A 20,291-nucleotide genomic window follows, 5' to 3' on the forward strand; every position below is an offset into this window, starting at 1 on the left:
TGATCAACGCGGATCGCCAAGTCAGCGGAACGCTGTTGCAAGGTGTGTTGCCAGAATTCGAGAGCCGGGTTTCCGAAGTCGCCGCGAACATGAAGTTCGGCGCGTTAACCGATCTGAAGCCAGGCGAATTCGGCATCATACTCGGCGCGGAACTCGCCAGTTATTTGGGCGTGATGATGGGCGATAAAGTCACTGTGATTACTCCGCAGATCAACTCGACGCCAGCCGGGATTTTGCCCAGGATGAAGCGCTTCACCGTGGTTGGCGTGTTTCAGGTAGGGATGTACGAATACGACCGCAACATGGCCTTGATGCATCTGGACGACGCCGGCAAGTTGTTCCGAATCGAGCCGGCGGTGTCGGGCCTGCGCCTGAAGCTCGACGATTTGTTCAATGCCCCGCGCATTACTCAAAGCTTGGCCGATACCTTGGGCGACGACTATCGGGTCAGCGATTGGACGCGTGCCCACAGCAATTTCTTTAAAGCGGTGCAGACCGAAAAGCGCGCGATGTTCGTGATCCTATTACTGATTGTCGCGGTGGCGGCTTTCAACATCGTCTCGACCTTGGTGATGGTGGTTACCGACAAACGCGGCGATATCGCCATTTTGAAAACCCAGGGTTTGAGCAACGGATCGGTCATGGGTATCTTCATCGTATTGGGTTGCGTGATTGGCAGTATAGGTACTTTGTTAGGAACCGTCGGCGGCGTAGCCTTGGCCTTGAACGTCGAAACGATAGTGCCGGCCATCGAAAAAACCTTCGGTGTCAATTTCATGCCTTCGGACGTCTATTACATCAGCGAAGTACCTTCCAAACTGATTTGGGGCGATGTGTATTGGATCGCTTGCGCGGCATTTTTGTTGTCGTTGCTGGCGACCTTGTATCCGGCCTGGCAGGCCGCCAAAGTGAATCCGGCCGAGGTGCTTCGGTATGAGTAATCCCGTGATTTTGCAATGTGCCGGTCTGACCAAGCGTTACGTGCAGGGCGATTTGAATGTCGAAGTGTTGAAGGGTGTCGATCTGTCGATAGCCGCTGGCGAGCGCGTGGCGATCATGGGGGCGTCGGGATCGGGCAAGAGCACCTTGTTGCACTTGCTGGGCGGTTTGGAAAAGCCCAGTGCCGGTTCGGTGGTACTCGACGGGGCCGATTTAAATAAGATCGGCGCCGGCAAACTCAGCCAATTGCGTAATCGAGCCCTCGGCTTTATTTATCAGTTTCACCATCTGCTGGGCGAATTTACGATCCTCGAAAACGTGGCGATGCCGCTGCTGATCGGAAATCAGCCGATCAAACTCGCTAAGCAGCAAGCAGCGGAACTGTTGAAAAGAGTGGGGTTGGGGCATCGTTTGGCGCATAAGCCCGGCGAGTTGTCCGGCGGCGAACGCCAGCGCGCCGCCGTGGCGAGAGCATTGATCAATAAACCGAAATGCGTGTTGGCCGACGAACCGACCGGTAATCTGGACAGCAAAACCGCCGAACAGATCTATCAACTGATGCTGGAGTTGAATCGGGAGCTGCAAGTCAGCTTTTTGGTGGTCACTCACGACCCCGATTTGGCCGCGCGCATGGATCACGTGCTGTACATGGAAGACGGTTTGATCGTGTCCGAGCGCAGCCATCATGAGCAGGGTTAGCGCTGGAACGATTTTCGACGGCGACCGGTAAGTTAAACGGTTACCGTCCTTGTAAGCCGCTGGCTGAGCGGAGTCGAAGCCAGCGGCTAACGGACATTGAGGTTTATCCCCCTCCGTAGGGAGAGGGTTTTTTTACTTCGAGTTGTATCGTTGCAGCGGATTAACCCTTCACGCTAGTGTTGCGGTTACGACGCCCGAATATCGCCAATAAACCGGGCGCAAACAAAAAAGCGGCAGCTGGCACAGGTACCGGTGCGGGATCTTGAGCGGGGATAATGGTCACATTCGCGCCGCGCAACGAACCGGCCAGCGAGGTGCCGTCGAATGAATACACAATTGGGTTGGTGATATTCAGCGGGTTATTCAGTGCGGCGTTTAGCGCTTTGAATTTGACGGTGCCTAGTAGCGTCGGAGCGGTAATGTTTAAGCCCGCTTCCAGCGTGGAAGTCGCCGAAATAGCTTCCGCGAAATGAATTTTGCCGCCGCCGACCGTCGAGATGGAATTGGCGAAGGTTTCGGTATCCGCGCCGAAAATACTAGCGCTGGTCAGTAATTCGGCGGACAGGTTGGCGCTGTTATACGTTAGATTGAAATCGAATCCGCCGAAGTCCGCCAGTCCATCGACATAAATATTCGCATCGAAAAACGAGCCTACCTCGGCTGTGTAAAGATCGGTATTGCCAGGTAATTCGATGGTCAAGGTTGTGGCGTTCGCGTTGGAAACGAAGGCCGCGAATCCAAGTGCAAGCACTTTAGAGAAAAGGTGTTTGTGCATCATCATAAAAGAGTCCGTCGTTAAATTGGCCGGGAGGAATGTTCCCGGCCTTGGCTGAATGAGTGTTAGCGATTAGGGTGTTGGCGTGACCAAGGCGCATTGCGGTTTGGTGCAAAGCGACGCGGCTTTCCGATAGTCGGCGATATTAACCTTGCGGTCGTTGTTTAAATCTGCCGGGTCATTTGCCGCGACCGCTGCGCCGTACTTGGCTTTAATCGTTGCCAAATCGGCGGAGTCGATGTCGTTATCGGCGTCGGTATCGCCGGGGCCGGTCACTTTAACGGTGTAGTTTTTGTTAACGATGCTGCCGTCGGCATCGGTGGATTCAACAAAAAAGTTGAATACGCCGACTTTGGATGGGGTGCCGGACAATACGCCGGTACTGGAAGCGATCGTCAAACCGTTAGGCAGGGTACCGCCGGTCGTCGTCACGTATGGTGTGTTGCCGCCGAAAACGACCGCGCGTTGCGGGAAGGCTTGGCCAACGTTGCCGCTTTGAATTTCGTTAATCGTCGAAAGCGGTGCGGCTGCGTTGAATTCGCCCATTTGCGCACCACGGTATGCGCCGACGATGGCCACGCTAGCGCAGTCGAATTCGGTGTCGTTACCGTTAGCGTCGGTAACGGTCACAACGTCAACACCGCTGACATTGTCGGCACCCACCGCATCGCACATGGCTTCGCCGCTTTCGCCGTCTATCGAAGCGGCCGGACCCACATATTCGTAGAACTCGTAGCGTCGGGTCACGACATCCCGTCCGTCCTTCATGTCCTCGGCCTTGCCGGCCAGTTCGGATTTGTTTTTATTGTTTTTATTGTTGGTTTGCAACAGATACCATTCCGACTCTACTTCGTCGGGTTCGCCATTGGTCCAATCGGAATGACCGTCGTTATCTTTATCGTCGCCTACCAATTCTTCCAAGGCCAATACCCGGACTTTATGCGTTTTGGTTTTAATGACCTTCACCCAGCTCGGCTCGCCGAATTGCTTTGCCGGCGGAATAGGTGCTACCGGTGCCGGAATCGCCGCGACGACTTGCGCCGGAAATTGCACGACGGCCGGAACTTCGACGATGGGCGGTTGATTCGGAACCGGATTCGGTTTGATCACCGGCGGTTGTACGAAAACCGGCGGCTGATAAGTGTATGTCGGGGTGCCGACGTTCACCGCGGGACCGAGGACGACTTTGCCGGTGGCGTCCTTGACCAGCCAGTTATATTTGATCGTGCTGTAAGAGCCGTAGATCCCAACGCCAAAATGCTCGCAACCCTGGTTGACCGAGGGATTGGTGCACATATGGCCATTGGTCGGAGAAATGGCGCCCGGCGTGGCCGGGTTGGTAAAACCTGTCGTGGTGCCGCTCGCTGTCGGGGCTTCGTAGCGCACGAAGACTTTTGGGTGGTTGGGGTCGCTATTGTCTTCCCGAATCTTCGGTATGCCGTAATGATTCCATGAGTAAGTGCCGCCGATACTGGTGCTGTGGATGTCGTCAATTTCGATCTCGAAGCCATGGCAGGTTTCGCCGGTATCGTTGACCGCGTCGAAATTGCCGAGCGAACCGTATGCAGTCGACGCGCCGGCGTCGTGAGTGCTCAGCAAAAAGATTGCCGGCAAGATCAGTTTTCTCATGAGTGGATCCTTGGGAGTGGGTTGCAGTAGAAAATGCTCAATTGAGTGTTTAAAGCGGACCGTATTGAAGCACAGGAAGATAAGTTTTCAATTAAAATGTGATTAAGATAACACTATGGGAAAATAATCCGCGCTTCGGCTTTTGACGCGAGCCTCGGGTTTGGTATCCCTGTCCGAGGCGAGTTCGGGAACATCCATGCCGGCGGCAGACCGAGTTTGGCTGGGCGCCTGTCAAGGTGATAATATCCCGAATTGTTCAATACTGAATCAATCAATGCCTCTCACACTCTTTCCGCACGCGTTCGTTCGACTGATTTGTTTTCGATGTGGCCTCGATGTGGAAATCACTTCGAGATGCGGCGCACCTAGTCCACTATAAAATCCACATGCTATCCAACGATTCCAGCGAGACCGGTCCGGACGCGGATTTCGCTCAGACCTTTTTGAAGCTGATGGTCGATCAAGGTGTTATCGACGCGGCCAAACTCAAATACGCTTTGCGCGTGCAAAGTAAATTGGAATCCGCCAAGCCGATCTTGGTCGTGCTTTGCGATTTGGGTTATGTGACCCAGCCTCAATTGGCCGAGTTGTTCCGTCGCCATCCGGTTAAAGTCAAACTCGGGCGTTTCCTGGTCGAATTCGGCTATATCGGCAACACCGACTTGCAACTGGCATTGGCCGCGCAACAGCAGGAGTTGGGCCGCAAGCGATTGGGCGAAATTCTGGTCGAGCGCAATTTGATCGCCGAATCCAAAATGCTGGAAGTGTTGGCGGACTTGATGGGGATTTCGGTCATTGATCTTAGCGTTGCCAATGTCGATCAAACCCTGATGTCCAGGCAGATGCTTAAGTCGGCCAATAAACACTGCTTCTTGCCGATCGAAAAACAGGAAGACGGCGTTTTGGTAGCGTTCGGAGATCCGCTGGACCACGCGGCCATTGAAATGGCCAGACATGTGCTCGGCAGCGAGATTATCCCGGCGGTCGGGCGCTATTCGCAGATCATGCGTTTTTTGTTGAATTTCGAGCGCAACGCCGGCGCCGAGAAAATTTCGGTTTCCGAACAATCGGTGGTGGCGATCGTCAACAGCATATTCAACGAAGCGATCCGCCAGGAGGCCAGCGATATCCACATCGAGCCGCTGGAGCACAAATTGCGGGTTCGTTTCCGGATCGATGGCATGATGGTGCATTATCGCGATTTCTCGTCGAAGCTGGTTCAGTCCTTAATCAGCCGGATCAAGGTGATGGCCGGTGCCGACATCGCCGAAAAGCGGCGTCACCAGGACGGCCGCGTCCAGTTCGAACAAGCCGGGACGAGTCATGTCATCGACATGCGGGCCTCGTTTTTCAGCACGCTCAACGGCGAGAAAATCGTTTTGCGGCTATTGAACCGCAAGACCGAATTGCTGGATATACACGAAGTCGGCATGGCGCCGCTGATGTTGGAGCGCTTTGTCCAGGATTCGCTGGACGTGCCAACCGGCGTCGTAATCATCACCGGTCCGACCGGCTCCGGCAAAACCACGACCTTGTACAGTGCCGTGGATTATTTGAATGCGCCGGAAGTCAGTATCGTTACCGCCGAAGATCCGGTCGAGTACGTCATCGACGGCGTCGCTCAGTGCTCGATCAATCCGAAGATCAATTTGACCTACGAAGAAACCTTGCGCCATATTGTGCGTCAGGATCCGGATATCATTGTACTCGGAGAGATTCGCGACCGGTTTTCCGCCGATACCGCGATACAAGCGGCGCTGACCGGCCACAAGGTCTTGACCACGTTTCATACCGAGGATAGCATTGGCGGCCTATTGCGTTTGCTCAATATGGAAATCGAAGCATTCTTGATATCGTCGACCGTGGTATCGGTGGTGGCTCAGCGTCTGTTGCGACGGGTCTGCCGTCACTGCGCGGAACCCTTCCGTCCCGATCCGGCCTTGTTGCGACGTTTGAACATCACGCTCGACGATTTGACAGGCGGAACCTTCATGTTGGGTAGGGGCTGCGAAAAATGCCGTTATACCGGTTATGCCGGTCGGGTTTGCGTCTTCGAATTGTTGTCGATGAACGAAATGGTCAAGGATGCGATCCTGCAACGCAAAACCTCCTACGAAATTCGCCGGATCAGTCTTGAGACCGCCGGTTTGGTGACGCTGGTCGAGGACGGCTTGGTTAAGGCCGCGGCTGGCGCGACCTCGTTGCAGGAAGTCATTCATAATTTGCCGCGTTTCGGCAAACCCCGTCCACTTTACGAATTGCGGCGCCTGCTAGGCAGCCGTTGATGCCGAATACTACTAAAAATGAGCGATAAGTCCCTCGCGGAGTTGATAGACGAAGCCATCGCGTCCGGAACTGCCGGCTTGCCGGTATTTCCACGCGCGGTCACCGAACTGCGGCTGGCACTAAAAGACGAGAATCGCTCGCTGGACGCTATCGCCAAGCAAATTGCGATGGATGCCAGTTTGGCCAGTCAAATTTTGAGGGTCGCCAACTCGTCGTTTTATGCCAGTCTGAGCAAAATTAATACGGTTAAGGATGCCATTGTCCGATTGGGCTTACCAAAGATTGTGCAAATAGCCACTTTGGTGATGCAAAAGGGGCTATTCACGACCAAGGATCCGGCCACCACGCAATTCATGACCAAATTGTGGCAGCACAGTGTCGCGGTGGCGCTGGGCAGCGAATGGTTGGCGAAACGCCTGGCTTTTCAGGCTCAGGCCGAAGAGGCCTTCATGGCCGGTTTGTTTCACGATATCGGCGAGTTGTTACTGATACGCTGCTTGGAAGACCTCCGTCTAAAGGAGCCCGATCTAAACTTGCCGGACGACTTAATACAAGAAGTTATTTCGCGCCAACACGAAGCAAAAGGCGCTTGGTTATTGCGATCCTGGAATTTGCCGGAAATTTACTGCAAGGTCGCCGGTTCTCATCACCATGCCGAATGCGCCGATAGCGGCACGGTCGAGTTGATTGTCAGAGTGGTCGATATGGTCTGCTACAAGCTTGGTATCGCACCGCGCGCGCAACCGGACTTAATGGTTTCGAGCAGCGAGGAAGCCGCGCGCTTGGGCTTGTCCGAGATTACGCTGGCCGAATTGGAGATTGCGTTGGAAGATTCGTTGGCCTTGTCGGCCTAGCGTTTGGATGGGGCTGCCTTTGCGTTCGAACTGATCGCATGCCGTACGGGAAGGGCTTGAGCCTCGATCGAGGCCTGCGTTCAAGAACTTGCCGGGTACTTGGAATGTCGGTTGCCGCGCCAACCGCAAGCGGCGCGGCAACCGGTTTGCTTAGACCGCCTCGATTAAACTCGGGTCGTAGTCGTCGGGCGCTTCGAAGCCCAACAAATTCAGAATAGTCGCGGCCGAATTCGACAAGCCCGGCGCCGCGATGTCGCCGCGCAATCTGTAGCCGGGATTCTCCCCTGACACCAACACGAACGGCACCGGATTCAAGGTGTGAGAGGTTTTGGCCTTGGTGCGGCCCTCGGCATTGCGCACCACATTACCTTTTTTGTCCAGCTCGTACATTTCGTCGGCGTTGCCGTGATCGGCGGTGATGATCGCCGTACCGTTCATTTCCAGAATCACCGGAATCAAACGCGCCAATTGCAAATCCAGACCTTGCATAGCGGTGACCGCCGCTTCGAAATTGCCGGTGTGGCCGACCATGTCGCCGTTGGCGTAATTGACCCGCAGGTATTGATATTTGCCGCTGCGCACCGCGGCTATCAGGGTATCGGTAATCTCGGCGCACTTCATCCAAGGCCGTTGTTCGAACGGCACCACGTCGCTGGGGATTTCGACATAGGTTTCCAACGCTTCGTCGAACTTGCCGGAGCGGTTGCCGTTCCAGAAATAAGTCACATGACCGAATTTTTGGGTTTCGCTGATCGCGTATTGGCTGATGCCGTTTTTGGCGAGATATTCGCCCAGTGTGCGATCAATGGTGGGCGGCTCGACCAAAAAGCGCGGCGGTAGTTTGGTGTCGCCGTCGTATTGCATCATACCGGCGTAAGTCACTTTCGGCAGCGGGCCGCGCTCGAACGGGCTGAATGACTCTTCGGTAAAGGCGCGGGAAATCTCGATGGCGCGGTCGCCGCGAAAGTTGAAGAACACTACCGCGTCGCCGTCCACGATGGTACCCAGCGGTTTGCCATCCTTGGCGATCACGAAACCGGGCAAATCCTGGTCGATCACGTTGGCTTCGTTGCGGAAGGTTGCAATCGCTTCGTGGGCGCTGGCGAATTGTCTGCCCAAACCCCGCACATGAATGTCCCAGCCGCGCTTGACCATGGACCAATCCGCTTCGTAGCGGTCCATCGTGATTTGCATCCGCCCGCCGCCGGAGGCGATAGCGACATCGAAATCCGCGCCGCGCAAGCCGTCCAGATAAGCTTCGAACGGATCGACGTAATCCAGCGCCGAGGTTTCGCCGACATCGCGGCCGTCCAGCAGGATATGCAAGCGAACTTTGGCGACGCCTTCTTGCTTGGCCCGCTCGATCATCGCTTTCAAATGGTCGATATGCGAATGCACGTTGCCGTCGGAGAACAGACCCAGGAAATGCAAGGTGCCGCCTTGTTTGGCGGTGGCGACCACCTCATGCCAGGCGTGGCCTTGCCAAAGGTGGCCGCTGGCGATGGATTCGGCGACCAGCTTGGCGCCTTGGGCAAATACCCGGCCGGCACCGAAGGCATTGTGGCCGACTTCGCTGTTACCCATGTCCTCGTCGCTGGGCATGCCGACCGCGGTGCCGTGCGCGCGTAGCGCAATCATCGGATAACTGGCCATCAGCTTATCCAGGGTTGGGGTACGGGCGGTTTTGACCGCATCGCCGTCCTCGCGCGGCGAAATACCGACGCCGTCCAGTACGATGGTGACCACGGGGCCGGGACAGGCGGAAAAGCGGGAAGATTTTTCGAGTTTCATAAGGTTTCGATAGTGTGGAAAATCAGCGAATGGAGGAATTTGCGCCTTGGCGGCAATAGGGTTGTATTTTATCAGTTGTGCCGCTCGCCGGGAAAACCGGCAAGGGCTAAGTACCGGCCGAGTTGGCAATTCGTCCCATTGGGCGGAGGCCGTGTACGCCGCGAACCGCTTTGTTGCTGAATTGGGTTACGCGGTGCTGGCGAATTCTCGGCAATGCCATTACGATGGCGCGCCGCGTCCGCCGGATGGGCGCGGCGACTTTTTACGATAAAAGCTTAAGGAGCGCCTGATGGCATTAGCGTCGTTACGACAAATTCTGGATTATGCGGCGGAGTACGGTTTCGCGGTGCCGGCCTTCAACGTCAGCAATATGGAACAAGTGCAGGCCATCATGGCGGCGGCGCATGCTTGCGACAGCCCGGTCATCATGCAAGGCTCGGCTGGCGCCAACCGTTATGCCGGCGAAGTATTCCTGCGCCATTTGGTTTTGGCCGCCGTCGAACAATATCCGCATATCCCGGTCGTCATGCATCGCGACCACGCGCCGGCGCCGGCGATTTGCGCGCAAGCGATCCAATCCGGTTTTAGCTCGGTGATGATGGACGGCTCCTTGTTGGAGGATATGAAAACGCCGGCTTCTTTCGACTACAACGTCGAGGTCACCCGGCAGGTCGTCGCGATGGCGCACGCCTGCGGGGTGTCGGTGGAAGGCGAGATCGGTTGTCTGGGGGCGCTGGAAAACCGTCCGGACGATGAACACAGCCGTTTGCTGACCGATCCCGACGAGGCGGTCGAGTTCGTCGCGCGTACCGGGGTTGACGCACTGGCGGTTGCCATCGGCACCAGTCACGGCGCTTATAAGTTCAGCAAGCCGCCCACTGGCGAGGTATTGGTGATCAGCCGTCTGAAGGTATTGCAACAACGGCTGCCGAACCTGCATTTCGTCATGCACGGTTCCAGTTCGGTGCCGGGGGAATGGTTGCAAGTCATCAACGAATACGGCGGCGCGATTCCCGAGACTTACGGCGTGCCGATCGCCGAGATCGTCGAAGGCATCCGATACGGCGTCCGCAAAGTCAATATCGATACCGATCTGCGGATGGCGTCCACCGGCGCGATGCGCCGATTTCTGGCTCAGCCCGAACATGCCGCCGAACTGGACGCCCGCAAGACCTACCAAGCCGCCAGGGACGCGATGCAGGCCTTGTGTCAATCCCGTTACGAAGCGTTCGGCTCGGCCGGGCACGCCGGAAAAATCAAGGTCGTGCCGCTAAGTGCCATGGCCGAGCGGTACCGGCTGATTAAGGCTTAGCCAGGATGATCGCTGGCCAGCGTCCTCGGACATTCGGCCAGCGGCTCGTCGATGCCGGCGACGACCACGGTCCATCACTTTCCGATCAGCAAACACGGATGAACGACTCATACCCCAGTACCGAAACCTTCGGCGCGCTAGGCTATGCGCTAGCCCGCAACCTGTTTTCGGAACAGCAAATCGCGGAGCTGAAAGCGATAGTCGAAAGGATTTATCGAGCGTGGTTGGCAGAAAACCGGGCGTTGATGATCGCCAATCGCTTGGTGAATATGTATGGTTTGACTGACTCTCGCTATTTTCTCGGAGAACCGGAGCAGCGCTTAGCCTTGTTTGACTGGATCGCCCGGCCTGGCCTGGCGCTCTGGCTGGAAAGCCTATTCGGCGACACGCTCTACTTTCACAATACCCAGTTGTTTTTCAATCCTCACGATCCCGGCCAGGCGCCGTACTGGCATCGGGATCTGCAATACAGCGACGTTGAAGATCGGACGCAGCGCTCGGAGCAGGGCCGGCTACTTGCTTTGCATGTGCGGGTGCCGTTGATCGCGGAACGCGGCATCGCGCTGGTGCCCGGTAGTCATTGCCGTTGGGACAGCGAGCTGGAGCGGAATGTGCGCTTCGGAACGAACGGACATCATCAAGGCGAGGATTTGCCCAGCAGTGTATTGATCGGGCTGGAACCCGGCGATGCCTTGCTATTCGACGCTCAAATGCTGCACCGGGGACATTATCGGGACAATGCCGAGCGCTTGGCCTTCGACATTTGTATTGGTCGTTATCATCCGGCCACTGCTTCGTTTTTGGATGCGGCGGTTTTACCCAGCGAAGCCGAGATGGCGCGGCTGGTCGATGATCGTTGGTATCGCCGAGCTTGGCGGGTGGCCGCCGGTATGGACTGAGTTCGAATTTTGGCGGGTTTGGGGGATGACTGCGCGTGGCCCTAGGACCGGAGAGGCTAGGGCGAGACGATCGATTGGTACCCGGTCGATGGCTTCGAGCATCAAACCCACCGCCGAGGGCTCTCGAAAACCGGCAAAACGTTCAAGCCGTTATACCGGTGCTAAAGCAGTTGGGGAGGCGGCTGAGCTTGTATTAAATCCCCGTGACGGAGATACGTCTGATGACAGCTCGCCTCGCGCCTAGGGTGTATTAAAGCGATTTATACAGCGCTATCGCTTTGTTTAATTCTTCAGTGGCTTTTTGGATGTCGCCTTTCTTGGCTTGAATTTGTCCTTGCATTAAGGTTGCGTGGGCTTTCTTAGCGGTTTCGGAGCTGCCGGCAATCGCTTCGGAGGCAAAGCGCGCGGCTTTTAACTGAACTTGAGCGGCGGAGAAATCGCTTTTGCTGACTTCGACCAAGCCTTTTTCGATCCGCGAAATGATTTCGGCGGTGGCCGCCGCCGGGCTGCTGGCGGTTTCTTCGGCAAGCGCCGCGGTGCTGCTCGCCGCGAATGAGGTTGCGAAAACGAAAATGAGTGCTGCAATTTTGAGTAGATTCATGATGTATGCGTTTTATGAAAAGTAGGAAGGAGCCAATGACTAAAAATTGCGCCGTTTCAGCATATAGGCTGAAGCATGGACACCATGAGTGGCAATGGGGTTCACGTCCGTGCGAATGGGATAGGCGTTCTGCCCGAGCGTCGATGGAGACCCCGAGAACGTAAAGCGAATCCGTGCTGCTTGAAGGTTTGGTTTATCGCATTGGGTTAGGTAAGGTGTCTGCCCTACCAAGACCCATCATATAGGAAAACTCGATGCGCGGTACGGACAATTTGACAGTCCCTGGAGTGAATTTGATGTTGTGGAGGGGTAGGGTGGTTTCATCGGCAAATTCGGCAGAATTCCCTTTAGGTCGAGCAAAAACGTTTCTTGGTGTTTGCCGAGATTTTTGATGTTAGAGGTCAAGGCGTTTATGCTAAACCTTCGTTGCCTACCCTTGGGAGAACCACCTTGAAGCTCTACGATATGCTGCTGTCCGGCAATTGCTACAAAATCCGCTTATTTTGCGGTTTGCTGGGACTCGAATACGAAACGGTGCCTATTGATTTGGCTAAGCAAGAAAATCGAAGCCCGGAATTCTTGCAACTCAATCCGCGCGGTCAGATTCCGGTTTTGCAGGACGGCGAGATCAGGCTTTGGGATTCGACGGCCATTTTGGTCTATTTGGCCAGGCAATACGGCGCGCCGCATTGGTTGCCCCTGGAGCCTTCTGCCTTGGCCGAAGTCATGCAGTGGTTAGCGCTCGCTCAAAACGAGCTGCTATACGGCTTGGCGCGGGCCCGGGCGGCTAATTTGTTCGGTAGGCCGTGGGACATCGGCCAATGCCAAGAACTGGGCAAGCGTGGTTTGGCGGTGTTGGAGCAACGGTTGGAAAACCGCGAGTGGCTGGCGAACGGCCGCATCAGCATCGCCGATGTGGCTTGCTATCCTTATGTCGCGCTGGCTTCGCAGGCCGGCATAGCGTTAGACGAATACCGGCATATTGGCGCGTGGTTGCAGCGAATCGGCCGTCAACCGGGTTATGTCGGCATGCCGGGGCTTTAGCCGTCCGCCGGTTACAGTGGCGCGCACCCTACAGGCTGATGTTTCCGATGGGTGGATGGGCTGAGGTCGGCGAGGGCCTGACCGAATTCGCCGTCCACATCTGGCAATCGCGGATTTCCCGGAAACCCATGCGCCGCGGACCGGCTTGGTCGCTTGAAATGCTTGCGGGACGCCGACTGAATTAGCCTTGAAGGACGATGCCTCGACCAAAACGAGCAGGCTAGGCCACGGTATCGATATTGCCGCCGACACCGGTTGCCGAAGTATCGCCGGCCGTCGTCGTCAAACCCGATGCCGAATAGGTCGCTGGCTGAACTTCGGCTTCGTTGACGATTTTGGTCACTTGCTCGCCGGCTTGGCGGAAAGCGTTGCTCAGCGTCAAACGGTTATTCAGGTCGTCCGATTTGACTTGCGCCTGATTGGCTCGGCTATCCAACGCCAGCGCTTTTTCCTCGTATTTATCCGCCATGGCTTGAGCGGAATCGGCTTGTTTCCTTAAGGATTGGGCCAACTGTTCGGCTTGCTCGGCATTTCGTTTGGCCGAGACCGAACTCAGCTGTTGAAAGCCGGATTGCAGCGCGCTGGTAACGGACAAATCGCTCATGAGGAGACTCGAAATGACTAGGGAAACCCGAAAATCCAGCAGTTGAAACCAAGATCAACCGACTGAATTACTCCCGCTTGTTACGCCGATTTGTTGGCTAAGTCAAGTCGATTGTTTGTCCGCTGCCACTCGGGGGCCAATCTTAGTTTTATCCGGGTTTCTCCATGGAGGACAGCGCCCGGCGGGAGATGTCGCCGGGCGCTCGGATCGCTGGTTTTGGCTTAAAACTCGTACTTCAACGAACCCATCACATTGACCGGATAACCGGGAATCGCGCCCAGACTGCTGCCGTCGGAGTTGGCGTAATACCGTTTGCCCAACAGGTTGTTGACATTTAACTGAGCCGTCAAGCGTTGTTGGCCGAAACGTTGGGTATATGCGGCCATTGCATCCAAACGGACATAGCCGGGCATGTAGTAAGAATTATCCGAATCGCCTGGTCGCTTGCCGACCGTTACGACGCCCAGGCCCGCTTTAAACGCGTCGTTAAATTGCCACGTGCCCCACAAACTGCCTTGGTGCCTGGGTACGTTTTCCAGGCGTTTGCCTTGCAGTCCGTCGAAGTCCTCAATGTAATTGGCTTGCGTATACGCATATGTGCCAAGCAGATGCAGTTGGTCGGTAACTTGTCCGGCCAAGTCCAGTTCTATGCCTTTGCTACGGATCTTGCCGGCCAGAATCTGGAAATTGGGATCGGTTTGATTCGGATCGTCGGTCAGCAGATTGCTTTTGGTCAAATGGAAAAACGCCAAGGTCGACGAAAATTTCCGATCGGCCGATTCGGTCTTGATGCCGACTTCGTACTGTTGGCCTTGCTGCGGATCGAAGCGTTGGCCAGTGCCGGAGAGGCCGTTGTTGGCGCTGAACGACTCGGTGTAGCTGCCGTACAGCGATAGCCAGTCTTGGGCCCGGTAGACGACACCGGCGCGGGGGCTGAAGGCGTTGTCTTCCTGCTTGACCCGGCCGGCTTGGGCAGCCGCCAGCGAGACCGGCGAAAACCGGCCGCCGGTGCTGACGTTGTCGTATCGGCCGCCGAGCAGGATGTGCAGCCGGTCGAACAGCGTGATTTGGTCTTGAACGTAAGCGCCTATCCAGGATTCCTTACGGTAGAAGAACGCGTTGTCGGCGGGCAGGGCGTTGAAATCGACTTGGCCGTAAACCGGCGCGAAGATGTCGATTCCCGCGACCGCCGCTCGCGCCGAATTCGACTCGGTTGTCGCATGAAAACCGTCGACGCCGATCAGCAGGTTATGCCGGCTGCCCAGGATTTCGAATTTGCCGTTCAAGTCGATATTACCGGAATGGGTCATGATGTCCTGCACGCCTTTGGAGGCGGTACGGTCTAAAAACAAGTGCCCGTCTTCCTCGCGCAGACCGCCGAAATTGAACAGGGTCGGTCCGCTCAAAGACCAATCCTTGAATAAATAACGCTGGGTGATTTTCCAATCGTCGTTGAAATGATAGGTCCAGTCGAAGCCGACTAGCTTGCTTTCCATCAACTGGCGTTGCGCGCCGTCCTTCAGCGTGCGGGTGATCGGAATCGGCGCCGGGCGATGGTCGATGGCCGGAATCCCGAAGTCGGCGTTGAAGCGGTCGCGCTTGTATTCCAGCTCCAGATTGGTTTCGAATTTTTCATTGGGCCGCCAGCTGAGTTTCGGCGCCACGAAATAGCGTTCGTTACCGACAAACTCCCGGAACGATTGGCTGTCCAGGTAGGAGCCATTGAGGCGGTACAGCACGGTTTTGTCGGCATCCAGCGGGCCGGTCGCGTCGATCAGCGTGCGGTATTGATCGTAACTGCCGAATTGTTGCTGGACCGAATAATACGCGGTATCCAACGGCTTTTTGGTCACGTAATTGACCAGGCCGCCGGGTTCGATGCGTCCGTACAATACCGCCGCCGGCCCTTTGACGATTTCCACCTGCTCGATATTGGCGATGTCGTAAACGTCCTGGCGGTTGAACAAGCCGTTGCGGTAGGCATCGCCAAATCCCGAGCCGGCCAGGCCGCGGATGATGAAATTGTCGTACAGATAGCCGCCGCCGGTGCGGCCCAGCACGCCGCTGACGTGGCCGTTGACCGCATCGGGCAGGGTGATGGATTGTTTGTCGGCCAGCACGGCCTTGGGTACCACCTGGATCGACACCGGCGTGTCCATGATGGGCGTGTCGGTCTTGGTCGCGGTGGTGGCGTTGGGTAGACGGTAATCGGTGTTGTAGGGATCGCTGGAATCGTAAGCGGCTTTACCGACGACATTGACCGGCGCCATCATCGTCGCGTCGCCGCTTAGCGGCTTAATCGCCAGCGAGCCGTCCCCGGCAACCGAAGAGCTCAGGCCGGTGCCGGCCAGTAATTTGGCGGCGGCCTCGGGCAAGCTCATGGAGCCTTGCAAGGCGGGCGCGCGGCGACCGGCGACACTGTCGTGAGCGTAAAAGATTTGCTTGCCGGATTGCGCGGCCAGTTTTTGCAGCGCGCCCGCCAGATCTTGCGCCGGGATGTCGAAAGCGTAGCTCGGGTCGGCGGCTCGCACTTCGCAAGCCAGCAACGCGGCGGTCAATAAGAGCGGATGTTTTAGCGATGCGGTCATAGGGTCTCCTTGGGTTTAGGGTTTCCTATGAAACGCACCAGCATCGAAAAGACGCCAAACCGTCGCGATTTATTTTGACAAGCGCTTGCGCGGCCTGTAGGTGCGGGCTTTAGAGGTTGTATTGTGTTTTCGGATAACCATTGCGGCTTGGTCAGCGGGATTAGATACGTCTGGTCGATTGCTTGGAAGCAATGTCTTTAAGTTAAGGCGTTGGCCGAGCGAAGTCGAATCAAAATGGCTGGCTTCGACTTCATTCGGCCGGCGGCTTATATGGACTGAAACCGTTGAACATCAAGGCGTTGGGAGCTATGCGACAGTGTTCGGCAATATCGGCTAATACGGAAGGTTATCGATCGAACAATGACGAAAACGCTGCATTGCCCAGGCAAATGAAAGTCGGTGGCATGGGATCGGCTTTAGCCATGATTGGCAACGCTCCGACACCGTGATGAATGGCTGAGTCCGGTGACTTTCAGATTAAGGTTAGTCATATTCACGAGATTGGCGCTTGATATTGTTCGACGCAAGATCGCCAATTGGGTGTTGTAACCGAGATGACATAATACAGTCCTACACTGTCCGCCCAGTCGGCGCCTCTGTCGAAAATGTGTCCGTTTTGACCTTCGATTTTTTCAACGAGCAGTCGGCGGTACGAGCGTAGGCCGCGTAGAAGGGCCGCTAAATTTTGGTGTGACATATACAGTGTTACGGTGTTAAAGGAATCAACATGTTGAAAACGCTATCAGAAGGACTGGCTACCGCATTCGTTGGCCTTATCTTATTCATGTCAGTGGCTAGCGCCGATCCCGGCTTGCCTTACGAGCTACTGGCCGGGCAGATGCAAGTGGAACAGGCGGATAAGTATCGCGTGCCGCAAATGGAATTGAAAACCGAGCCGATGTACGGCGCGATGCTGTTAAAGGAAACCGACTATCGCGGGGAGGGCCAATTTCCGTTGGAATTCGCCCGTTTCAACATTTCGCCCATCAATAGCAAAATTGGGTGCGGACGCCAGGACGCAATGAATGGAGGTTGGACGCACAGCTATTCCGGTTGTTTGATCAATAAGCTCAATGCTGGCGGGGCCTCCAGCAATCGCACCATCAGCGTTTGCACGATGGGGATTTGCACCAAGTTCATGGAGAACCTGAAGCCCTACGCAAGGAATATACACGATACGCTGGTCAAGAACGGCCTCGTTAACGGCGTTAGCTATCCCTGGGTGTACACCCATTTCAAAACCGGAATTCGCGAAGCCTACAACGGCAATAACCGCTTAGTGGCCCGGTTCGATCGATCCGGCATAGAGCACCGGGTCACGTATGTCGCCGGCTCGGCGGACCAGATTGATTATGTGACACACATGCCCAGCGGTCGGCGGTTGATTTTTCACTACACCACCCGGCTGGATTTGTACACGAATAGCGACCGCTACATTCTGGCTTCTGTAACCGACCCTGCCAGCCAAGTCTACAAATACACGACTACGCCTCAAACTATCGTGCCGGGGAGTAGTGTGATTGCGATGCTTCCCAAGACCACCGAAGGGAAATTGGAATTGCCGGCAGTAGATGTAAGTGCCCAACCTTTAGTCAGAACATACACCTCGAAGTTGCTGATCAAATGCGACTCGTCGCAAGCATATTACTACTTGAACTCCATAAACGAATCCGGGCAAACCCTGCTAAACACCAGTTTCGAGTGGCCCTGTGGTACCAGCGTCCCAACCTATTCTCGAATCACCCACGCCGGCCACAATGCCAAAAATCTAATCCAAAAACGCGCTTACGTTGCTAACTCGAACCCCGCGAAATATCAAATGACCGACCAATTCGCGGACTCGGACACCGATGCATACCGTTCAAACGCGTATGATCGATCCTTCAAATGCATCAACTGCACCGACACTGATGCGGCTTTTCTTTATAGACCGGTCGCCGTCAGCACCCGCTGCGCCGGCTGCGACGCCGACTACCAAGGCTATACCTGGCAGAAAAACGGCGACATGCTGACCCGTACCGATTACCTCAACCGGGTTACCCGCTTTACCTACAACAGCAACGGTCTGCCGCTGACCGAAACCGAAGCCGACGGCACCGCCGAAGCCCGCACCACCACCCGAACCTGGGACAGCCGCTTCCCGCTGAAAACCTCGGAAGTCGTTGGCGAAGTCGCCAAGGATTGGCGCTACAACGATCAAGGCCACCTCACCCGCGAAATAGTGCGCCCCGCCTCGGAAGCCTTGGTCAACGACGCCTGTCCGGCCAATTCCAAAACCTGCCACCAAACCGATGTCAGCTACAACTACGATCCCAACACCCATGTCACGCTGCGCGTCGTCAAAACCGGGCCGCGCCCGGAAAACGGCGCCAGCGTCACCGACTACCGCAGCAACGGCGACCTGTGGAAAACCACCGACGCATTGGACCACGTGAATGAAGTGATCAGCGTCAACGCCCACGGCCAGATTACCGATCAGTCCGACATTAACGGCGTTCATACCATCACGACGTACAACGCGCTACGCCAACCCAAGACCGTCACGGTCGGCAGCGACGTCACCCGCTACGACTACTACACCGACGGCCGTTTGAAAACCCTGACCCGGCCGGACAACAGCGTATTCAACTACACCTACACGCCGGCCGGTTCGGTCAAGACCGTCAGCCTGAGCCACGACGGCATCACCGACAGCGTCGAATATCAACGCGATAGCCGGGGCAAGGTCCTGCACACCATCGCCAGTCGTAGCGGCGACAACCCACAGACTTGGCACCAATCCTTCGACGACAAAGGCCTGCTGTTGACCGCCTCGGACGGTAGCGGCGGCTGGAACCGGGAACTGAAACACAACGCTAACAACCTGCTGGAACGCAGTTGCCTGAGTGGTGAAATCTGCGACCTGACCTTTTATACCGGCCTGGATCAAATCAGCGACCGGGCCAGGGCGCCGCTGCTGAGCAACGGCACGCTCGGCGCGCAAACCCCGCTATTCAGCCTGGACTACGACGTGGCGGGCCGAGTCAAGCAAGTCGTCGATCCGGTGAACGCCACCACGCTATTAAGCAACAACGAACTCGGCAAGCACACCGACGAAGACTCGCCGGACTTCGGCAACCGCGGTTCGGAATACGACAAGGCCGGCAACGAAACCTACCGGGCGGACAGCGACGGCCATAGCGCGGTCAAACAATACGATGCGCTGGACCGCTTGACCCGCATCGACTATTCGGATGGCGGTTCGCTAGTGCAAGTTTGGGATGTGCAAATGGTCGATAGCAATCCCCTTGATCCAACGGCGTACATCGGGCGGTTGAGCGCACGGACAAAAACACACGCAGCGTCCCATGGCGGTTTAGTGGTTACCGATCGTTTTAAATACAACGGTCGGGGCGATCTACTCGAAATGGAACAAGCGATTCCCAACGGCGGAGGCACGGACAAATTGTCCGTTCAATACGGCGTTGGCGCGGACGGTCAAGGGCGACCGGAGCGCTTAACGTACCCCGGCGGGTTGGCGATTCAATACGGATACGGGAACGATGGCCGGATTGCCACGGTGCGCGCGCTATTCCCGTCGGGCGGTACCAATACGTTAGCAGCCGACATCACATACCAACCTTTGATCGGGCGGCTTCGGAGCATGGTTCTCGGCAACGGCATACGCTACCGGCGGGATCGCGATGCCGGTGGTCGCCTATCGTCGATTAGTGCCAACAAAGCCGACGGAACCCCTGTTTATGCTTACGACGTCAGATACGACGACCGTAACCGTGTATCGGGCTATGGGAGTCTTAGTTTTGGTTATGACGATTTAGACCATCTGAACTTGCAAACCACCACGCAAAGTCAGCAACGTACCGTGCTCGACCACGACAACAACGGCAATTTACAGCGCCTGGAAAATTACAATGCCGCAGGTGCCCTCATGCGCGGCGACACTTTTCGTTACATCGACAACCGCTTGAGCACCGAAACCTTTAATCCGGCGCCGGACGGCAGCGTCAACGTCAGCTACGGTTACGACCTGTCCGGCTTCGTGACCGGCATAGCCGGCAACGAATACGGATACGGCGCGGATCGGACCATGACGTACTTCAAAAACGCGTCCGGGCGAGAGAACTACTACTATGATGGCGCTCGGCGTAGAGTGTATAAAACCGGCGGGTCGGGTACCGTGCGGTATTTTTACGACCAGTCCGATCGTCTAATCTACGAATACGGATCGGGTCGGCAACGCAATTATATTTGGCTAGGAGCCTGTCGGACT

General features: G+C 56.1%; 14 protein-coding genes. 8 read left to right on the forward strand and 6 right to left on the reverse strand.

Annotation, left to right across the window (positions count from 1 at the left end; genetic code table 11):
* Together A1355_RS08045 and lolD are read left to right on the forward strand one after the other, a co-directional pair.
* Positions 1-941, forward strand: a 941-nt coding sequence (locus tag A1355_RS08045; RefSeq protein ID WP_064026809.1) for a lipoprotein-releasing ABC transporter permease subunit, incomplete at its 5' end; no start/stop codon positions are given.
* Positions 934-1,638: a lipoprotein-releasing ABC transporter ATP-binding protein LolD gene (gene lolD, locus A1355_RS08050; protein WP_064026810.1), complete on the forward strand. Its 705-nt coding sequence runs from the start codon at positions 934-936 to the stop codon at positions 1,636-1,638. The genes A1355_RS08045 and lolD, both read left to right, overlap by 8 nt.
* A gap of 160 nt (positions 1,639-1,798) precedes the next feature.
* Here the strand turns inward: lolD and A1355_RS08055 are convergent, their stop codons facing one another.
* Together A1355_RS08055 and A1355_RS08060 are read right to left on the reverse strand one after the other, a co-directional pair.
* A complete protein-coding gene (locus tag A1355_RS08055) occupies positions 1,799-2,419 on the reverse strand; it encodes a cohesin domain-containing protein (protein WP_064026812.1) in 621 nt (206 codons plus the stop codon).
* Between the two features lie 66 nt (positions 2,420-2,485).
* Positions 2,486-4,042 (reverse strand): putative Ig domain-containing protein, encoded by a 1,557-nt coding sequence (locus tag A1355_RS08060; protein WP_064026814.1) that lies wholly within the window; start codon positions 4,040-4,042, stop codon positions 2,486-2,488.
* Positions 4,043-4,428: 386 nt separating this feature from the next.
* Between A1355_RS08060 and A1355_RS08065 the strand changes: the two genes are divergently transcribed.
* Together A1355_RS08065 and A1355_RS08070 are read left to right on the forward strand one after the other, a co-directional pair.
* Positions 4,429-6,327, forward strand: a complete 1,899-nt coding sequence (locus A1355_RS08065; protein WP_064026816.1) for a GspE/PulE family protein — start codon at positions 4,429-4,431, stop codon at positions 6,325-6,327.
* A gap of 18 nt (positions 6,328-6,345) precedes the next feature.
* Positions 6,346-7,182: an HDOD domain-containing protein gene (locus tag A1355_RS08070; RefSeq protein WP_064026818.1), complete on the forward strand. Its 837-nt coding sequence runs from the start codon at positions 6,346-6,348 to the stop codon at positions 7,180-7,182.
* Between the two features lie 150 nt (positions 7,183-7,332).
* Here A1355_RS08070 and gpmI read toward each other — a convergent pair whose 3' ends face one another.
* Positions 7,333-8,973, reverse strand: coding sequence for a 2,3-bisphosphoglycerate-independent phosphoglycerate mutase (gene gpmI, locus A1355_RS08075; protein WP_064026820.1), 1,641 nt, complete (start codon positions 8,971-8,973; stop codon positions 7,333-7,335).
* Between the two features lie 289 nt (positions 8,974-9,262).
* Between gpmI and fba the strand changes: the two genes are divergently transcribed.
* A complete protein-coding gene (gene fba / locus A1355_RS08085; RefSeq protein WP_064026824.1) occupies positions 9,263-10,285 on the forward strand; it encodes a class II fructose-bisphosphate aldolase in 1,023 nt (340 codons plus the stop codon).
* A gap of 98 nt (positions 10,286-10,383) precedes the next feature.
* A complete protein-coding gene (locus A1355_RS08090; protein ID WP_064026835.1) occupies positions 10,384-11,184 on the forward strand; it encodes a phytanoyl-CoA dioxygenase family protein in 801 nt (266 codons plus the stop codon).
* 250 nt (positions 11,185-11,434) lie between these two features.
* Here the strand turns inward: A1355_RS08090 and A1355_RS08095 are convergent, their stop codons facing one another.
* Positions 11,435-11,785 (reverse strand): hypothetical protein, encoded by a 351-nt coding sequence (locus tag A1355_RS08095; protein WP_064026826.1) that lies wholly within the window; start codon positions 11,783-11,785, stop codon positions 11,435-11,437.
* A gap of 450 nt (positions 11,786-12,235) precedes the next feature.
* Here A1355_RS08095 and A1355_RS08100 point away from each other — a divergent pair, with 450 nt between their 5' ends.
* Positions 12,236-12,829 (forward strand): glutathione S-transferase family protein, encoded by a 594-nt coding sequence (locus tag A1355_RS08100; RefSeq protein ID WP_082885439.1) that lies wholly within the window; start codon positions 12,236-12,238, stop codon positions 12,827-12,829.
* Positions 12,830-13,049: 220 nt separating this feature from the next.
* On the opposite strand, the gene A1355_RS08105 is transcribed toward A1355_RS08100, so the two are convergent.
* Positions 13,050-13,433: a hypothetical protein gene (locus A1355_RS08105; protein WP_064026830.1), complete on the reverse strand. Its 384-nt coding sequence runs from the start codon at positions 13,431-13,433 to the stop codon at positions 13,050-13,052.
* Positions 13,434-13,654: 221 nt separating this feature from the next.
* Positions 13,655-16,021 (reverse strand): TonB-dependent siderophore receptor, encoded by a 2,367-nt coding sequence (locus A1355_RS08110; RefSeq protein WP_064026833.1) that lies wholly within the window; start codon positions 16,019-16,021, stop codon positions 13,655-13,657.
* Positions 16,022-16,805: 784 nt separating this feature from the next.
* Here A1355_RS08110 and A1355_RS08115 point away from each other — a divergent pair.
* Positions 16,806-20,291: RHS repeat protein (locus tag A1355_RS08115; RefSeq protein ID WP_082885440.1), on the forward strand; the 3,486-nt coding region annotated here is incomplete at its 3' end.

This window comes from Methylomonas koyamae, assembly GCF_001644025.1.
GTDB classification, from domain to species: Bacteria; Pseudomonadota; Gammaproteobacteria; order Methylococcales; family Methylomonadaceae; genus Methylomonas; species Methylomonas koyamae_A.

Bases quoted from the DNA above. Each gene is read 5' to 3' on its own strand.
- lolD (WP_064026810.1), top strand. From the start codon at position 934: ATGAGTAATCCCGTGATTTTGCAATGTGCCGGTCTGACCAAGCGTTAC.
- A1355_RS08055 (WP_064026812.1), bottom strand. From the start codon at position 2,419: ATGATGATGCACAAACACCTTTTCTCTAAAGTGCTTGCACTTGGATTC.
- A1355_RS08060 (WP_064026814.1), bottom strand. From the start codon at position 4,042: ATGAGAAAACTGATCTTGCCGGCAATCTTTTTGCTGAGCACTCACGAC.
- A1355_RS08065 (WP_064026816.1), top strand. From the start codon at position 4,429: ATGCTATCCAACGATTCCAGCGAGACCGGTCCGGACGCGGATTTCGCT.
- A1355_RS08070 (WP_064026818.1), top strand. From the start codon at position 6,346: ATGAGCGATAAGTCCCTCGCGGAGTTGATAGACGAAGCCATCGCGTCC.
- gpmI (WP_064026820.1), bottom strand. From the start codon at position 8,973: ATGAAACTCGAAAAATCTTCCCGCTTTTCCGCCTGTCCCGGCCCCGTG.
- fba (WP_064026824.1), top strand. From the start codon at position 9,263: ATGGCATTAGCGTCGTTACGACAAATTCTGGATTATGCGGCGGAGTAC.
- A1355_RS08090 (WP_064026835.1), top strand. From the start codon at position 10,384: ATGAACGACTCATACCCCAGTACCGAAACCTTCGGCGCGCTAGGCTAT.
- A1355_RS08095 (WP_064026826.1), bottom strand. From the start codon at position 11,785: ATGAATCTACTCAAAATTGCAGCACTCATTTTCGTTTTCGCAACCTCA.
- A1355_RS08105 (WP_064026830.1), bottom strand. From the start codon at position 13,433: ATGAGCGATTTGTCCGTTACCAGCGCGCTGCAATCCGGCTTTCAACAG.
- A1355_RS08110 (WP_064026833.1), bottom strand. From the start codon at position 16,021: ATGACCGCATCGCTAAAACATCCGCTCTTATTGACCGCCGCGTTGCTG.